The following is a 15478-nucleotide window of genomic DNA, read 5'->3' on the forward strand; positions in this document are numbered from 1 at the left end:
GTAAAGAGTGCCCATATTCTTGTATATTAATGTATAGAGATTGTCTAGACTCAGGGCCGAATAATCTAAGCTTATAAGAGTTGCTTAATGGCTAATGTGTTGATCGTTGGTAGAAGAAGTCGTTGTTATCGCGCTGCATTAAAAATGGGGCATAAGGTCTTTCTTTGGAGCGATGGCCCCTTACACGAAAGTCGAAAAGAAAAGTTGGCGGGTTGCATTGAAACACCTTTTTCATATTGTGAAAAAAATATTTTAACATCAGATATACAGGCGATCAGTAAATTCAATATAGAATTTGTTATTGCAGCGACTGAATCAAGTGTTGACATCGCTGCGAGGGTCCGCGAAACATTCAAACTTTCAGGTACGCCACTGAAAATCACCAGCATTTTACACAATAAAAATGCCATGAAACTCGAAGCCTTAAAACACGATATACCTATTACGAAGTTTCATCATATTAATGAAGAAGATACGCCCGAGGCGTTGGTAGAAAGGTTAGGATTGCCACTTGTTGTTAAACCTGTCGCTGAATCAGGTGCAAGAGGAGTTAGGGTATTAAAAAGCCTTGAAGATGTTAGTAAACATGCAAAACCAGGTCTTCTAGCAGAAGCCTTTGTTGAGGGCTGCGAAGTCAGTGTAGAAACGTTAATTCATAACGGAATTCCTATTTTTCATAATATTACTGACTACCTTCATCAGTGGAAAAAGTCAATATTACCCGCAACATTAGAGCAAGACTTAACACAAGAGATCATCAAAATAAATGATCGTGTCATTAAAGGTTTTGGCGTTGTAAATGGTATGACCCACTCAGAATTCTATCTCACTAAGAAGGGCCCTGTGTTTGGGGAAATGGCCGTTCGACCGCCTGGTGGCTATTATATGGAACTGATTGAGTCTGCCTATGGTTTTAATCCATGGAAAACCTACGTTCAACTAGAAACAGGCGCTACACCAGCGCCTTTACCCGCAAAGGCTAATAAATACGCATGTGTACTTATGATTCATCCTGGAGCGGGTATTGTTGACGAAATTTCTGGCTTAGAAAAGTGCAAAGCGCTGAAAGAAATAGAACAATTTAAATTTAAAATCGAACCCAGATTTGAAGTTCCCGAATATAACAGTACCAGCAGTGAAATTGGGCATATTATTATGGCTGGCGATTCACGTGAGATCTTACTTGAAAAGTTAACGTTTGTTGAAGACAACCTAATCGTCAAGATAAAAAAATAGCATCGCATCAATAATTAATTGCATGATTATAACCTCATTAAAATAACATTTAAATAGGAGCACTTAGTGCCAACATCTCCACTTATATCAGCGACGACGAACAAAAGTATTGACGCGCCAATAGCAAAGAAAATTCCACATAAAATGGAAGTGCATAATCATCAACGTGTGGATAATTATTATTGGATGCGCGACGATCAGCGTAGCGATGAAAGTGTTTTAGCCCACCTTAAAGCTGAAAACAACTATGCTGATGCCATGTTAGCGAGCCAAAAACCGTTACAAGAAAAACTTTTTCAAGAGCTCAAAGACCGGATCGTAAAAGACGACAATACGGTCCCCGCAAAAGACGGTAAGTATTGGTATCACAGTGAAATTAATGGTGAGCAAGAATTTTCAAACTATTATCGCGCAACAAGCTTTACTGGCGACAATAAAGTGCTGTTATTGGAGGTAAATGAGCGAGCTAAAGACCATGAATTTTATGATTTGGGTGATTTATCGATAAGCCCAAATGATGCAATAATGTCGATATCTGAAGACACCGATAGCCGCCGAATTTACACCATTAACTTTAAAAACTTAGTTGAATCTACTGATGCTAAAGAAGCTTATTTAACTGATACACTCGTTGAAACTGAAGGACAAATTGTTTGGTCTAATGACAATCAAACGGTATATTATGTAAAAAAAGATCTAGAAACCTTATTAGGTACGCAGGTTTATCGTCATAAATTAGGGTCACCACAATCAGATGACATTCTTGTTTATGAAGAAGAAGATCATCGATTTTATATGAGTTTAGACAAGAGTAGAGATGAATCTCAAATTTATATTTGTTTACACGCAACCCAATCAACACATTATCTAGCACTCAGTGCAGACGAACCTAACGGTGAATTTTTAGCACTATTTCCCTATCAAGAACAGCATGAATATCACGCTGATAAATTGGGTGAATATTTTTATATTGTCACCAACTATCAAGCTAAAAACTTTAGGTTAATGAAAGCTTCTATTGATCAAATTGATGATATCAGTAACTGGCAAGAAGTGGTCCCACACAGAGAAGCGGTGCTAATAGAAGGCTTTGAAGTGTTTAATAACTTCATTGTTGTTACCGAAAGAGAACAGGGTCAAATTCGCTTTATTGTACACACAACCCAGGGAGAAAATGCAGGTCATCACTATCCGTTATCTTTTGACGACCCATGCTATTTCGCTTGCCTTGATGAAAATCCAGAGCCAAACAGTACTATCGCAAGGTTATATTACTCTAGTTTAACAACACCCGATTCTTTATTTGAGTTTGATTTAGCAACAGGCCAGCGAAAGCTGCTAAAACAGCAACAAGTATTGGGTGATTTTGAAAAAGAAGATTATCAATCAGAGCGTTTATTTATTACCGCTCGCGATGGTGCAGAAGTTCCGGTATCTATTGTATATCGATGCGATACATTTAAAAAAGATGGCAAGAACCCTCTACTTCAATACGGTTATGGTGCCTATGGGATCACCATAGATCCAGACTTTTCGAGTCAAACGTTAAGTTTACTCGACCGAGGTTTTGTTTACGTTATTGCCCATGTTCGTGGCTCAGAAATGTTAGGTAGACAATGGTATGAAACAGGGAAAAAAGAACATAAAAAAAATACCTTTAATGACTTTATTGATGTTACTAAGGCATTGGTTGCTCAAGGTTATGGCGCTAAGGATAAAATATTTGCCTCGGGTGGTAGTGCCGGTGGTTTGTTGATGGGGGCCGTAGTTAATCAAGCGCCTGAGCTCTATTTAGGTATTGGCGCTCATGTACCATTTTTAGACGTGTTAACGACAATGCTCGATGAAAGTATACCGCTAACTACCAATGAATATGACGAATGGGGTAACCCAAACGAAGCCCAAGCCTATAAAGATATTTTAGCTTATTCGCCTATTGATAATATCAGTGCTCAACACTACCCTAACATACTTGTTACTACTGGATTACACGATTCACAAGTACAGTATTTTGAACCGATGAAATGGGTAGCAAAAATGAGATCCCTTAAAACTGATGATAACTTATTGCTCTTTAAAACAGATATGGACGCAGGCCATGGTGGTGCATCAGGACGCTTTAAAAGTTTAAAAGAGAAAGCGCTCGAAATGAGCTTTTTTATCTCTTTATTGCCTGACTAAACGTGCAAGGTTGTTATTTACATGTTTGTTTGGTTAACATTGTCGATAATAGAAATAAAATCACCCTAAAAAGTGACCCGTTCCTTTGAACGGGTCACCTAACGATAAAAAGCCAATGATTAACCTTCAAATCACCCATGATTGCTAATAACTCATTCGTTTATTTATAGATATCGTTGATATTTATAGATGTTAAGCTATTATTCAACCGTAATAACAATGAAAACATAAAAACAATGAAAACATAAAAACTTTTTAGCATATAATTTCTCATGTCAATGAAGTTTCAACTTGATTTTATTAATAGCTTGCTTACAAAGAATACTAATTTAGGCTAAAAACCATTGCTTGAACTATAATATTAAAAAGTGATTATAATTGGCTTAACATTGCATTATTTAATTCTAGTTTATTATTCAATCCTAATAATCTTTGCGTGTTAACCGCATGGACAAACGTTATAACTTCATTTTCAACTTTGTGTTAATAGCCTTATTAGCTATTTCAATGCAAGCATTCGCTGCTGACGTAGTACCGAAGCTTAAGGAAGTTAGCGTACAACTCAAATGGTTTCATCAATTTCAATTTGCTGGCTTTTACGCCGCTATAGAGCAAGGCTATTTTACCGAAGCTGGACTCAATGTTATATTAATTGAAGGAGGACCAACCATAAAAGTCACAGAGTCAGTGACAAGTGGTAAAGCAGAATTTGGTATCGGTAACTCATCACTGTTAATTGATTACAATAACGGCTCAAAAATAGTGGCTGTCGCCACCCTATTTCAACACTCTCCATCGATTATACTTGCCAGACGTGACGAAACGATTCGCACAGTAAAGGATTTGGAAGGACGAACCATAATGGGAAAGTTATATACTGCTGAATTAATGACCTATCTTAAAGTGGCTGGTGTAGACTTAAAAAAATTAAATTAGTCCCTCACACTGGCACAGTTGAAAGTTTAAAGCGCCCCAATGAAAGTGGTATAGATGCGACCACGGCTTACCTTTCTACTGAGCCTTTCTTAGCCACACAACTTAACATCCCCCATCATATATTTAATCCTAGGGATCTTAATATTGATTTTTATGGTGATACGTTATTTACCTCTAGTCATTTTGCAGACCTCCATCCAGAAACCGTTGTAGCAATGCGTAGTAGTCTTATTAAAGGTTGGCAATATGCCCTTAAAAATTCAGATGAACTCGTATCAATAATATTAGCAAAATACTACCCAAAAAAAGATCGATTAGCCCTCAGCTACGAATCCCAAGCTATAATTCCTCTCTTTGCATCTGATATAGTTGATATAGGGTTTATGAGCCACAGACGTTGGCATGAAATAGGCAGTGCTTTTGTAAAATCAGAAACGCTAAAACAGGACTATACTGTTGATGGTTTTTTGTTTGAGAATAAAGAGCCCCTTCCGACATGGGTGTATAATTTATTAGTGGCAAGTTTACTTATAATGACCCTAATCACCTCCATTGCAGTGTATATTTTAGGTATTAATCGAAGATTAACACTCAGTCTTGAGCAGATAAAAGAACAAAAAGAAATCATCGAATATCAAGCAACTCATGATACGTTAACCGGTTTGCCAGAACTGAGGCTTTTGCACGAAAGGTGGGACAACGCGGTAAGTAGAGCTGACAGGGAAGATTCCAGAGCTGCTATGTTGTTTATCGATTTAGATGGTTTTAAATTGGTGAACGACACACATGGTCACCATGCGGGTGATTTCGTCCTTAAAGTTGTTTCAAGCAAGTTAAACAAGTCAATTCGTAATGTTGACACTGCCGCACGATTGGGGGGAGATGAATTTGTTGTCATATTGGATTGTATTAAAAGTATCGAAGACGCACCACTCATTGCAAATAAACTCATAGCAGCCATTTCTCAACCTATTAGCTTCAACAATAGTGTCATTAGTATTGGGGCAAGTATCGGTGTTGCTATTTATCCCGTACATTCATCAAAGCCTGAAGAAATAATTAAACTTGCTGATCTATCTATGTATAAAGCTAAAAAATCGGGAAAGAACAAATTTAAGGTGTATTCCTCGAATTAACCCCCGAATACCTGCCAATACTCCGCTGGTGTATTTACAGAGCAAGAAGTTGATAACCTCACAAGAAAGTACTCAACTGTTAATCTATTTTCAAATCATGCTTACCGTGATTTTTTTTAGTACGTAGATAATTATTATTGTCATCTTTTAAATGCAAACTCGTATTCACTTGCTCTACGATATTAAAACAATCTTTTAAGGCATTTAATTTTTTAGGGTTATTGGTGATCAAACGTAAATCAGTAACCGCTAAGGCTTGCAACATCGCAACGGCGTCTTCAAAACTGCGTTCATCTTCTTCAAAACCTAAATGTTTATTGGCTTGATAGGTATCCATGCCTTGACTTTGTAATACATAAGCATCCATTTTATTGTATAAACCAATACCGCGACCTTCTTGACGAAGATAAAGGATAATTCCCCCTTTATCTTTCATTAGATTAATAGTTTCATCTAACTGTTCACCACAATCACAACGGGAAGAGTGAAAAACATCACCGGTTAAACATTCTGAATGCATGCGCACTAGGGGTGCTTGCTGATTTTTATCGGCTTGTTGAAAAATTAACGCAATGTGCTCATGGTTTTCATCAAACATATTAAAGGTTGCTATCTCTGCATCTATATCACTATGTAAACCAACTTTTAGATTAATTCTTGCACGTATTTCGTTCATGGGCTTCTTTATAAATTAGCAAAGGTGCCGTTATTGGCCCCTTAAATATTACCACTTGTTTACCTCATATTGAGATGTTTATCTAGGTTTCAAGTGCTTGTCATAAATGCCTATACGTTCAGAGTCAATCTTTGGTCCAAATTGTCTCACTTTTATTAGAATTATCATGGGGTGGCTCGCGTAATAAAGCATTTAAAATAAGTCTAAATCAAACTTTGATACTCTACCGTTTTGCAGCCCAAAAGGTAGGGTATCGTAAATCAGTAACGTTATTTTAACTAACCGTAATTTATTTTACGTATTTCTTAAAAGCGTTATCTACTGGCGTATTGGCTAAATGATTCGTGTAGTTACTCATCACTTTTTGTGATAAACCTAAAATAATTTCGAGCAATTGTTGTTTGCCATAACCTGCAGCAAAAAACGTTTCAATTTGTGCATCGCTGATCACGCCACGTTCACGTGCCATAGCGAGGGTTGTCTCACGTAGAGCTTCAAGCTTAGGGTTTGCAAGTGCCGTATTGTTAACAAGTGCATCAACAATGCTTTGATCAACTTTCATTGCTTCTGCAATGCCACTGTGGGCAGGCACACAATAATGACAGTTATGTTCGACATTAATTGATTGCCATACAACAGTGAGCTCTTCTGCATTAAATGACGTTTTTTGAAAAAGCTCATGTAATACTTGGTAACCTTCAAGTAATGTTGGCGCTTCAGCCATTACTGCATGTAGGTTTGGTAACATACCAAATGCCGCTACTGAATTAGCTAATAAAGGTTTTGCCGCTTCTGATGCATTGTCTGCTGTGTATAAAGTAAATTCTGTCATGTTTTGCTCCAATAAAAATAGTCTTTAGGTGATTCGATGCTATGGTGCTTGTTTTTGAGCGATCGGTCAAGTTATAATTGAGCGACTGTTCATCTTGGTTATAAATTATGGTTAACAAGGTTAAATTTGAACGCGACGATGTAATTCGTCAAGCAAGCCAATTATTTTGGGAAAAAGGGTTCCATGCCACCTCAACACGAGACTTACAAGAGGTGATAAATATGCGTCCCGGTAGTATTTATGCTGCATTTGGCTCGAAAGAAGGGCTTTATAGTGAATCGCTAAAAGATTACACGGCGCAAATACAAGCTCAAATTGAAGGTTTTTTAAATCACTCCGACGCCATACTAAGTGGCTTACGTGCATTTGTTAACAATGTAATTTTGACTCGCCAAGACTACCCTAGCGCTATTTGCATGCTGATAAAAGCCAACAGCGAGTTTACAGAAAAAGAAGATACCTTGCGTGAACTCAACTTAAAACTGCTCAGGGTGTTTGAACAATATTTATGTGTGTTATTTAACCAAGCCATTAAAAATGGTGAATTAAACAATAATCGTACTGCGCTCGAATATGCTCAATTTTTTCAAATACAGTTTACGGGATTACGCGGTTATTTGAATCGCCCCGGAATTGATGAGTTAGCACAACCGATGATCGACCAAATGTTTACTCTATTAAAGAATATTTAAGTGAAGATAATAGAGGGGAAGCTGTTTTTTAGATTTATCTAATTATGTTGGTGAATCTGATGTTAAATTACGCTGGCATTATTTCGATCTCAACGCTGCAGATTGGGATTGGTATGCACAAATAGATGTTGTTTCATTAGTCTTTGAAAATGTACCGCAAGCTATACAGTGTAATGTAAATTTGGATGGTTTTGTTGACCGTAGCGATATAAGATTAATCGCGGCTGCGCGTAATCAACCCACTGCACCTGTTAGTCCACATGATAATGATGGCGACGGTATTATTACCGTATCAGATGCACTTCAGTGTGTTCAGCTGTGTACTTTACCGCGTTGTGCACCTCAACCGTAGTAATAAATAATAGTTATAAACTAAAAAATCTCGGCATAAGCCGAGCTTTTTTTCACAACAGAGATACGTTTAGACTAAGGAAAAATTATTAATGTTCAGATTAATTTATATTGTAATCATCGCTTTATCTGGCTGTTTAGCTGGTAGTTCAACTGTCGCTGAAACAGCAAAAACCACAGAAACGTTGGCTAAAATAGAGTACGATTTTGCACTAACCAATCAAGAGCTAAGCTCTGTCATTACGATATACGCTGAAGAAGTTATAAAATATCAAAATTTGAAATTACGTTTGATCTCTTTAGAAGATTCTAGATGCCCCATTGGTATGGCATGTATTTGGGCAGGTCAATTGATTGTAACACTTGAAGTTTTAAATGAGTTTGAAGAAAAAATAGAGGTAAAATTGACACGTAAGCGCGAACCAGAAATTGCTCATGCTTTTGGTTATCGTTTACTTTTATTAAGCGTCGAACCCCATCCTAAAAAAGGTAAAGATATTCAATTGAGCGATCAAATCATTCAGTTTGAAATAACAAAGCTTGCTGATAAAGCATAAAACGATCCCTTTTTAGTCGCACCTCAATGCAGCAAATACTGAATTGAGGTGTAAATATAGCTTTGTATTACCTTTTATTCATAGCTTTAGTGTTCAACATATTACTTTAACCAATAAAGCATGTCTCAACTTACTGTTTTACTGTAAACAACATTTTTTATATTTCTTTCCACTGCCACACGGGCAAGGATCATTTCGGCCAGCCGTCGCTAATGAACTAACCGGCACACTGTTTTCTAAAATTGTATTTTCGTCATACAAAATATTAGCCAGTAAGCCGCCTTCTCCCATTAACGAATCAAATATATCAAGGTCTTCGTCTGGTATATTATCGAGTTCTTTATCGTTTGAATCATCATCAATCCAAGCACTTAAGGTATCAACAACATTAAACTCTGTTTGAATAATACCAGCCTCAATCAGCTTAGGTGCATCTCCCCTACCCCATGCTTTTACTTCACATTGTTTAAAGCGATCTTCATCAAATACATCTTTATCACATAATTCAATAAACTGATTTTTAAAGTCATCAAGTTGATATTCAATACAAGAATCTGCTAATGCACTCATCAAGAAACTACTGATTGAACTTGGCAAAGCTAAAAAGACTGATAACCATCGAGTTACGTGCTCACCTAATTCAACCTTATCGATAGTGCCCACTTCATATTGAGCAAATACCGCTTCAATAGCAGACGCTTTACAGTACATCGCTTGATGAACATCAACAATGTAATCAGATAATACTTGGCTATTACCATTTGCTACATTATAAAATAAGGTCGGTGTTAATTCAGTAAGGGCATCTCCAAATACCCCTTCAAGCGGGGTTGAAAACGTATCACTGCGCGAAAAGAGCTGTAAACATTTTGACAATGCAGGAGCATATTTTAATTCTGCTAATAATAACGTGCCAAAAAATAAAATGGCCTGTTGCTCATCGGTTAGCGAGGTATCATCAGTAATAAATTGATCTATTAATCGCGCTAAATCAGGATAAAATATCGACCAATTCGATTTAACGGTTTCGAGCGCTTCAACAGGTAGTTCGTTGCCATGTGAATGAGCTATTACCAATAAAGCTTGTTCTAAATTCATGTAAGTTCCGCGTTAAGTAATCAATGATGAGTGGCCAATGCCAAATGTTATATCTTAAACACTTCCTATTGCCGTTACCATTGAAAGCAACAGATCAAAACCAATTTTCATTTAATTTTTTAATTATTTGTTATTTCCTCCGATTATTTTATTAATGTCGCCTCCAGATACCAATACTCATGCGCAAATCAACTAACTTTTACACAAAAACATAGTTCGCAAATTATTAGAACATATTATTCATCAAGCGAGTATTCGCTCGTATAAAAAATTGTACCTTGAGACTTGAACGATGAATGCTCTTTTATCCGCAAACTTACTTTATAAACAGTTTGGCTTTAAAGAGTGCGAGCCATTTGGTCATTATCAACTAGATCAATACAGTATGTTTATGTCAAAGGATATCGTGTAACCTGTATCTAAGGAGCGAACACAAAAGGACAAAAAAAGATTTACTTTTTGTTCTCACTATTGTGCCCCTGCATAAGTTGCCACTTATTTGCGGCGGTTATATATCTTGATTAGCTGTGTAGTTATCTATGAGTAAATATTAAATGAAATTAAGACATAACCATATTTTTTTAGGACTTTTGTTATCAAGTGTAGCGTCGTGTTCTGATAGTGCTCAAAAGGCTGATCCCGATTTCATCCCAAAAAACACACAAAATAGCTTTTCTGGCTTAACTAGCCCCGTAGTGTTAATTGATGAAGCACATCATAATTTTCACACGACTCAAGGTAGATACAAACCCTTTTCACAAGTGTTGTCGAGCGATGGTTATACTGTTGAAGCGGGAAAAGAAAAGTTTACTTTAGAGTATTTACAACAAGCTGACATTTTAGTTGTTGCAAATGCACTAGATAACAGCAGACGGGATTATAACCCACCATATGGAGATGCGTTTGAAACAGAAGAAATTGAAGCCCTTATGCAATGGATATCTCAAGGTGGCTCTCTATTTTTAGTTGCCGATCATACGCCTTTTCCAAAAGTTATTGAAACACTCTCAAGTGCACTAGGCATTCAATTTAGTAATGGTCATGTCGGAAAGGCAATATTTCGCATTAATGATAATACGCTTGTTGATCACGCAATAACCAAAGGGAGTTCAACTCAAACTGACCTGCCATTAGAAAATGATACTTCTCCAATCTTACAAGGAAAGCCCAATTCAGAACAAATAATTCAAGTTAAAACATTTGGAGGATCTGCTTTTAAAGCTCCTGAGACTGCAAAATCACTTTTGGTTCTTAGTTATACAGCTGTTTCCGTGATGCCAGACATTCCTTTTCAGGTAAATGCTGAAACACCTAGGATTGCGATTCCAGGGTGGAGTCAAGGAGCTGTTTTAGAAATAGGCAAAGGCCGAGTCGCTGTGTTTGCTGAAGGTATGATGTTTTCCTCACAACTAACGGTTAAAACAGGTAAAAAATACGGTTTACTATCTAAAGGCGCAGAACAAAATGAGCAGTTTTTACTGAATGTCATGCATTGGCTTTCGGGATTAATTTAATAAAAGTAATCCTAACGACCGTTAAAAAAGATACTGAAGCTAATTTTACTATTCACTTTATATAACTTATTTTTACATAATTGAGATGAATAATTAAAAGATGATGTCTTCTATTTAAATTATTTTATTCTATTTCTTTATATTTTCGCAAAATAAGGTTAATAAAAGGTCTTTCAATATCTTATTAATTTAGCCTAGATAAAATTAGTATTATGTTAGCAAAATTTATAGCAGTAACATTTTTTAAATGGTGTGATTACGGGTATATGTTAAGCTCAACCAAATTGAGAGCGTATGCACCTTATAAACACCAATTAGACTGGTTTTATGATTGAATTGACGTAACAACAAAATATAAAAAACTTACACATGGGATCTATTTGATGCAATTTTTAAACACCCTTTCTATCCGATCAAAACTGGTCATTGCCATGTTAATGGCTGTTATTATTTCAACCAGCATCGTCGGATTTGTTGGCCACTCAAAAGCAAAAGAGCTACTCATTTCAAGGCTGCAACAATCAGATTTACCTAACCTGCTTTTGCGTGTTCGTAATGCGGTGAATGGAGAAATTTCTGAAATGAAAGTGCTAACCAAATCAATTGCGACAAACCCCTTTCTTCTTGATTGGATTGAGTCTGGTGCGAACAAAGAAAATGAAGCTAATGTTATAAAAATGCTGAATAAAATAGCTAAAGATAACAATTTAAGTAATGCGTCTTTTGCCGATCGAAAAACAGCTAATTACTGGAATCAGGATGGGTTTCTGCGAGTGCTGAAAAATGATGAGCTTGATGGCTGGTTTTTTGCGTTCACCAATGGGGGGGAAGCAGAGTCGGCAAGTACCTATGGATATCCTAATGGCAATGTCGATGTATTTATCAATTATCAGCAGATAAACGGTCGAGGCGTATCTGGATTATCAAAGTCTTTTAATGACATGGTTAATTACTTAAATAGCTTTAAAATTGAAGAATCTGGCTTTGTTTATCTTGTTGATCATACCGGGTTGGTAAAAATTCATAAAGATAAAGAAAAAAGTGAAAAAACAAAAATCACTGATCTTTATAGCGATATAAATGCGCAAACACTGTTAACTCAAAAAGACTTTGCATTCCAAGAAACTGACAAATTAATTATTGCGACAAGCTACATCTCAAGCCTTGGCTGGTATGTAGTTGCCGAAGTTCCAAAAGAAGAGCTTTACCTCGCGCTAAACGAGTCTCGAAATTATATGCTTATGTGGTTTGCCATTATTGTTGCTGTCTTTATCTGTGTCAGTATTATTTTAGCAAAAAGTTTAACCAGACCGATTAATGATCTTGCGGTCATATTCAAAGAGCTGGGTGATGGAGATAGTGATCTTAGTTACCGACTAAATGAAAGCGGTGGTGACGAAGTATCGCGTCTGGCGCATGGTTTCAACGCCTTTATTATTAAGATACACACGGTGGTGAGTGATGTGTCAGCAACATCGAAAGATGTTCGTCAAGCATCTATAAAAGTTTCCCAAGATGCAGAACAGTCAAAGGTAGATGCTCAGGGGCAGCGTGATATCGCAATACAAGTAGCCGCGGCCATTAGTGAAATGGGTTCAACGATCACAGAAATTGCAGCAAACGCTGTACATGCAGCAGATTCGACGAATGATGCGACAACTCAAGCTAAAAATGCACAAGATATTGTTAAAGAATCAACTGAAAATATTTACCAAATGGCGCAGAAAATGGACTCGGCATCAACAACCATTGAATCTTTAGCGGATAAGAGTAATGCCATTAGTAGTGTGCTTGAGGTTATTCGTGGTATTTCAGAACAAACAAATTTACTTGCATTAAATGCTGCGATTGAAGCTGCACGTGCGGGTGAACAAGGTCGTGGTTTTGCTGTTGTCGCTGATGAAGTACGCAACTTGGCGAAGCGTACCAGCGAATCAACAGATGAGATTAATAAAATGATCAACCTTTTGCAGTCAGAATCTAAGCGAGCAGTTGACAGTGTAAGAGAAAGTAAAGAAACCGCCGATATTGCCGTAAATGATGCTCAGCAGACAACAGAGGCTCTCGAAGATATTGTTGCAAACATTCAACAAATTTCAGATCTAAATACTCAGGTTGCCACTTCAACGGAAGAGCAAGCAACCGTTGTTGGGGAAATTAATATTCATGTACACGCAATCAGTGATAGCACAGAAAACAGTGCACAAATATCAACTCGTATAGCCTCTGCAAGTGAGTCACTAACAGCAATGGCAATGAAGCTAGATAGCTTAGTCGAACGATTTAAAATATAAGAAAACTTTTAATCAGTAATAATATTAATATTTAAGCGAGAAATAAAAATTTATACGTCTTAGCTTTCTATCTTGTTATAGGGCCTCTGACACGTTACAGAACATATGCTAATGTCGATTATCATTGAAGGTAATCGACATTTTTTTGGGCAAAAGACCTGTTGTGACAACAAATTCTGAGCAATTTACATTAATATGCTAATGACTGCATTAATGAAAACCAGACAGTATATTTTATAAAAACTAAAACGTATGCATTAAACAGTCGATAAAATAAGTTAAGGTTGTTTACTGGTTAATCTCGTTAGAACTAATAATATTCACGATATTCTCATTTATGTAACGACGCATAATGTTTGAGACTCCCAACCACTAAATGAAACTGGCTTCTAATGATCAAATTTGCCAAAAAAGCCGTCCTTTTTTATGGTTTATAGATTATTTCTGCTAACGATAACTTAGGAGTTGAGAGCGGACATATCAGATTAACCAGTAATAAATTAGTCACGAGAGTTTTTATAATGCTGCTAGCAGGCCCTTTACTCTGCTTGATATCCAAAAGATTAACGGAAATACTATTCTGTATAATTGACTAACATTACGAACTAAAAATATAGCAGTAGTTTGAATTATATTTACTGTTATAGTTACATATCACAAGCTAAATTCTTGTATGTAATCAAGAAAAGATCCTTTTGTACCAGTGTTTCCGCCTATCACATAAGTAGTATCACCTAATGTTGTTGTTGCATTATGCCTACTGGCCTTATAACCAATATCAATCAACTCCCACTCATACGTTAGAAAATCATAAGAATAAGTAGAATTCAAATTATTGTAATTCCCAAAAACAAATAATTTATCTTTGACAATAGTGAGAGAGTGAGCGCTAATTCCTTCAGGCATAGTAGGAAGCGATTCCCATTTATTCAACTGTGGATCAAATCGTTCAAAAACATCAAGCGAAGAAGTTCGATCATACCCTCCAACAACATATATTAAACCGTCTCTAACCACCGCTCTTGTCGTTTTCGCTGTTGGCATATCAGCAGCTCGTACCCACTTTTTTTGAGCTATGTTTAAGACGGCTACAATCGGACTAGCTGTTATCTGCTCTTTACTAGGATATCCGCCACCAAAAACAAAAACACTTCCATTTAAAAATACTGCACTATTGATACGTGTTGGTCCGGGAAGCGGTTGTGCAAAGCTAACTTCATGTGTGATCGTATTAAATACTTCGACTCTCTTTTCATATCTAAATTTTTTGTCCTCAATACTTACTCCACCTAATATATAAATTGAATGCTTTCCATCCCAAACTGCTGAAAAATATCGCCTTGGTATTAACCTATTTTTTAGAATCTCTTTTTTTCCTAATAAGGGTTCAATAATCTCAATATCTGAAAGAAAACCTGATTTGTTCGCACCAGCCAGCACATATATCTTACTACCATCATTTACAGCAGCATGGCCATATCGAGCAGTAGACAAAGATAAAGACTCTGAATTCAAATCAGACTTTAAACTACAGCCCGCTAGAATAATTAATAAAAAAGTTGTCATAGATAGAGAAATATTTTTTGAATTTATCACGATTTTAATCCATTAAATGATGAAGTCTGTAGATTATTATATTTACGTCACACAGACAATAGCATCAAATAATTAAAGACAACCTTCCTTTTCACAAAGTTTGCTTTTTGTAAATCAGCGATAAATGCTCGCTTATAGCGTTGAATTGACCTAAAGAGCAGCTGATAGCTAACGATACTAATGCGAAAAAACGGTCCTGATTTTGATGTCATTTATCGTCCATACTGTGTCCATTATCTTCAAGAATAGCTAACGGGAGATGTTTGTAAGTTTATATATATGCTGATGAGCTATGTCAAATTGAAAATTTTAACAATAATTGTATCTAAAAACAGTGAGTTGAAGCATCATTTCAATTTTGCTCCAATTACTTTCAAAT

Annotated in this window: 13 protein-coding genes; 9 read left to right on the forward strand and 4 right to left on the reverse strand. The window is 36.4% G+C overall.

Going from position 1 to position 15478, the window contains the following annotated elements; translation table 11 throughout:
- Window positions 1–87: 87 nt before the first annotated feature.
- The 4 genes from H4J52_RS05010 to H4J52_RS20245 all read left to right on the forward strand — a co-directional run bounded on the left by H4J52_RS05010 (window position 88) and on the right by H4J52_RS20245 (window position 5489).
- The gene (locus H4J52_RS05010) at window positions 88–1236 is read left to right on the forward strand and encodes an ATP-grasp domain-containing protein (RefSeq protein ID WP_182180998.1); all 1149 of its coding nucleotides are present in this window, start codon (window positions 88–90) and stop codon (window positions 1234–1236) included.
- Between the two features lie 66 nt (window positions 1237–1302).
- Window positions 1303–3417 carry a S9 family peptidase gene (locus H4J52_RS05015; RefSeq protein WP_182224308.1) on the forward strand — a complete coding sequence of 705 codons (2115 nt, stop codon included), beginning with the start codon at window positions 1303–1305 and terminating at the stop codon, window positions 3415–3417.
- A gap of 447 nt (window positions 3418–3864) precedes the next feature.
- Window positions 3865–4353 (forward strand): ABC transporter substrate-binding protein, encoded by a 489-nt coding sequence (locus H4J52_RS05020; protein ID WP_182224309.1) that lies wholly within the window; start codon window positions 3865–3867, stop codon window positions 4351–4353.
- On the forward strand, window positions 4344–5489 hold the full coding sequence (locus H4J52_RS20245; RefSeq protein ID WP_404851971.1) for a diguanylate cyclase: 1146 nt from the start codon (window positions 4344–4346) through the stop codon (window positions 5487–5489). The genes H4J52_RS05020 and H4J52_RS20245 overlap by 10 nt, the downstream gene beginning before the upstream one ends.
- Before the next feature lie 79 nt (window positions 5490–5568).
- Here the strand turns inward: H4J52_RS20245 and ribA are convergent, their stop codons facing one another.
- Together ribA and H4J52_RS05035 are read right to left on the reverse strand one after the other, a co-directional pair.
- Window positions 5569–6165: a GTP cyclohydrolase II RibA gene (gene ribA, locus H4J52_RS05030; RefSeq protein ID WP_182181001.1), complete on the reverse strand. Its 597-nt coding sequence runs from the start codon at window positions 6163–6165 to the stop codon at window positions 5569–5571.
- A gap of 289 nt (window positions 6166–6454) precedes the next feature.
- Complete coding sequence (locus H4J52_RS05035; RefSeq protein WP_182181002.1) at window positions 6455–6997, reverse strand: carboxymuconolactone decarboxylase family protein; 543 nt, start codon at window positions 6995–6997, stop codon at window positions 6455–6457.
- Between the two features lie 107 nt (window positions 6998–7104).
- Here H4J52_RS05035 and H4J52_RS05040 point away from each other — a divergent pair, with 107 nt between their 5' ends.
- The 3 genes from H4J52_RS05040 (at window position 7105) to H4J52_RS05050 (ending at window position 8597) form a co-directional block, all read left to right on the forward strand.
- Window positions 7105–7689, forward strand: coding sequence for a TetR/AcrR family transcriptional regulator (locus H4J52_RS05040; RefSeq protein WP_182181003.1), 585 nt, complete (start codon window positions 7105–7107; stop codon window positions 7687–7689).
- Window positions 7690–7870: 181 nt separating this feature from the next.
- On the forward strand, window positions 7871–8041 hold the full coding sequence (locus H4J52_RS05045) for a hypothetical protein (protein WP_182224311.1): 171 nt from the start codon (window positions 7871–7873) through the stop codon (window positions 8039–8041).
- Window positions 8042–8132: 91 nt separating this feature from the next.
- A complete protein-coding gene (locus H4J52_RS05050; protein WP_182181005.1) occupies window positions 8133–8597 on the forward strand; it encodes a hypothetical protein in 465 nt (154 codons plus the stop codon).
- Between the two features lie 138 nt (window positions 8598–8735).
- Here the strand turns inward: H4J52_RS05050 and H4J52_RS05055 are convergent, their stop codons facing one another.
- Entirely contained in the window at window positions 8736–9695 is a 960-nt protein-coding gene (locus tag H4J52_RS05055; RefSeq protein WP_182181006.1) for a DUF1186 domain-containing protein, read from the reverse strand.
- 554 nt (window positions 9696–10249) lie between these two features.
- On the opposite strand from H4J52_RS05055, the gene H4J52_RS05060 reads away from it, so the two are divergent.
- Window positions 10250–11209, forward strand: a complete 960-nt coding sequence (locus tag H4J52_RS05060; RefSeq protein WP_182224312.1) for a DUF4350 domain-containing protein — start codon at window positions 10250–10252, stop codon at window positions 11207–11209.
- Between the two features lie 383 nt (window positions 11210–11592).
- Entirely contained in the window at window positions 11593–13503 is a 1911-nt protein-coding gene (locus tag H4J52_RS05065) for a methyl-accepting chemotaxis protein (RefSeq protein ID WP_182181008.1), read from the forward strand.
- Between the two features lie 654 nt (window positions 13504–14157).
- Here the strand turns inward: H4J52_RS05065 and H4J52_RS20250 are convergent.
- Window positions 14158–15099, reverse strand: coding sequence for a kelch repeat-containing protein (locus H4J52_RS20250; protein WP_182224313.1), 942 nt, complete (start codon window positions 15097–15099; stop codon window positions 14158–14160).
- Window positions 15100–15478: the final 379 nt, after the last annotated feature.

Origin of the sequence: Colwellia sp. MB02u-14 (assembly GCF_014076915.1) — a bacterium.
GTDB lineage: Bacteria > Pseudomonadota > Gammaproteobacteria > Enterobacterales > Alteromonadaceae > Colwellia_A.

Bases quoted from the DNA above. Each gene is read 5' to 3' on its own strand.
- H4J52_RS05010 (WP_182180998.1), top strand. From the start codon at position 88: ATGGCTAATGTGTTGATCGTTGGTAGAAGAAGTCGTTGTTATCGCGCT.
- H4J52_RS05020 (WP_182224309.1), top strand. From the start codon at position 3,865: ATGGACAAACGTTATAACTTCATTTTCAACTTTGTGTTAATAGCCTTA.
- ribA (WP_182181001.1), bottom strand. From the start codon at position 6,165: ATGAACGAAATACGTGCAAGAATTAATCTAAAAGTTGGTTTACATAGT.
- H4J52_RS05035 (WP_182181002.1), bottom strand. From the start codon at position 6,997: ATGACAGAATTTACTTTATACACAGCAGACAATGCATCAGAAGCGGCA.
- H4J52_RS05040 (WP_182181003.1), top strand. From the start codon at position 7,105: ATGGTTAACAAGGTTAAATTTGAACGCGACGATGTAATTCGTCAAGCA.
- H4J52_RS05050 (WP_182181005.1), top strand. From the start codon at position 8,133: ATGTTCAGATTAATTTATATTGTAATCATCGCTTTATCTGGCTGTTTA.
- H4J52_RS05055 (WP_182181006.1), bottom strand. From the start codon at position 9,695: ATGAATTTAGAACAAGCTTTATTGGTAATAGCTCATTCACATGGCAAC.
- H4J52_RS05060 (WP_182224312.1), top strand. From the start codon at position 10,250: ATGAAATTAAGACATAACCATATTTTTTTAGGACTTTTGTTATCAAGT.
- H4J52_RS05065 (WP_182181008.1), top strand. From the start codon at position 11,593: ATGCAATTTTTAAACACCCTTTCTATCCGATCAAAACTGGTCATTGCC.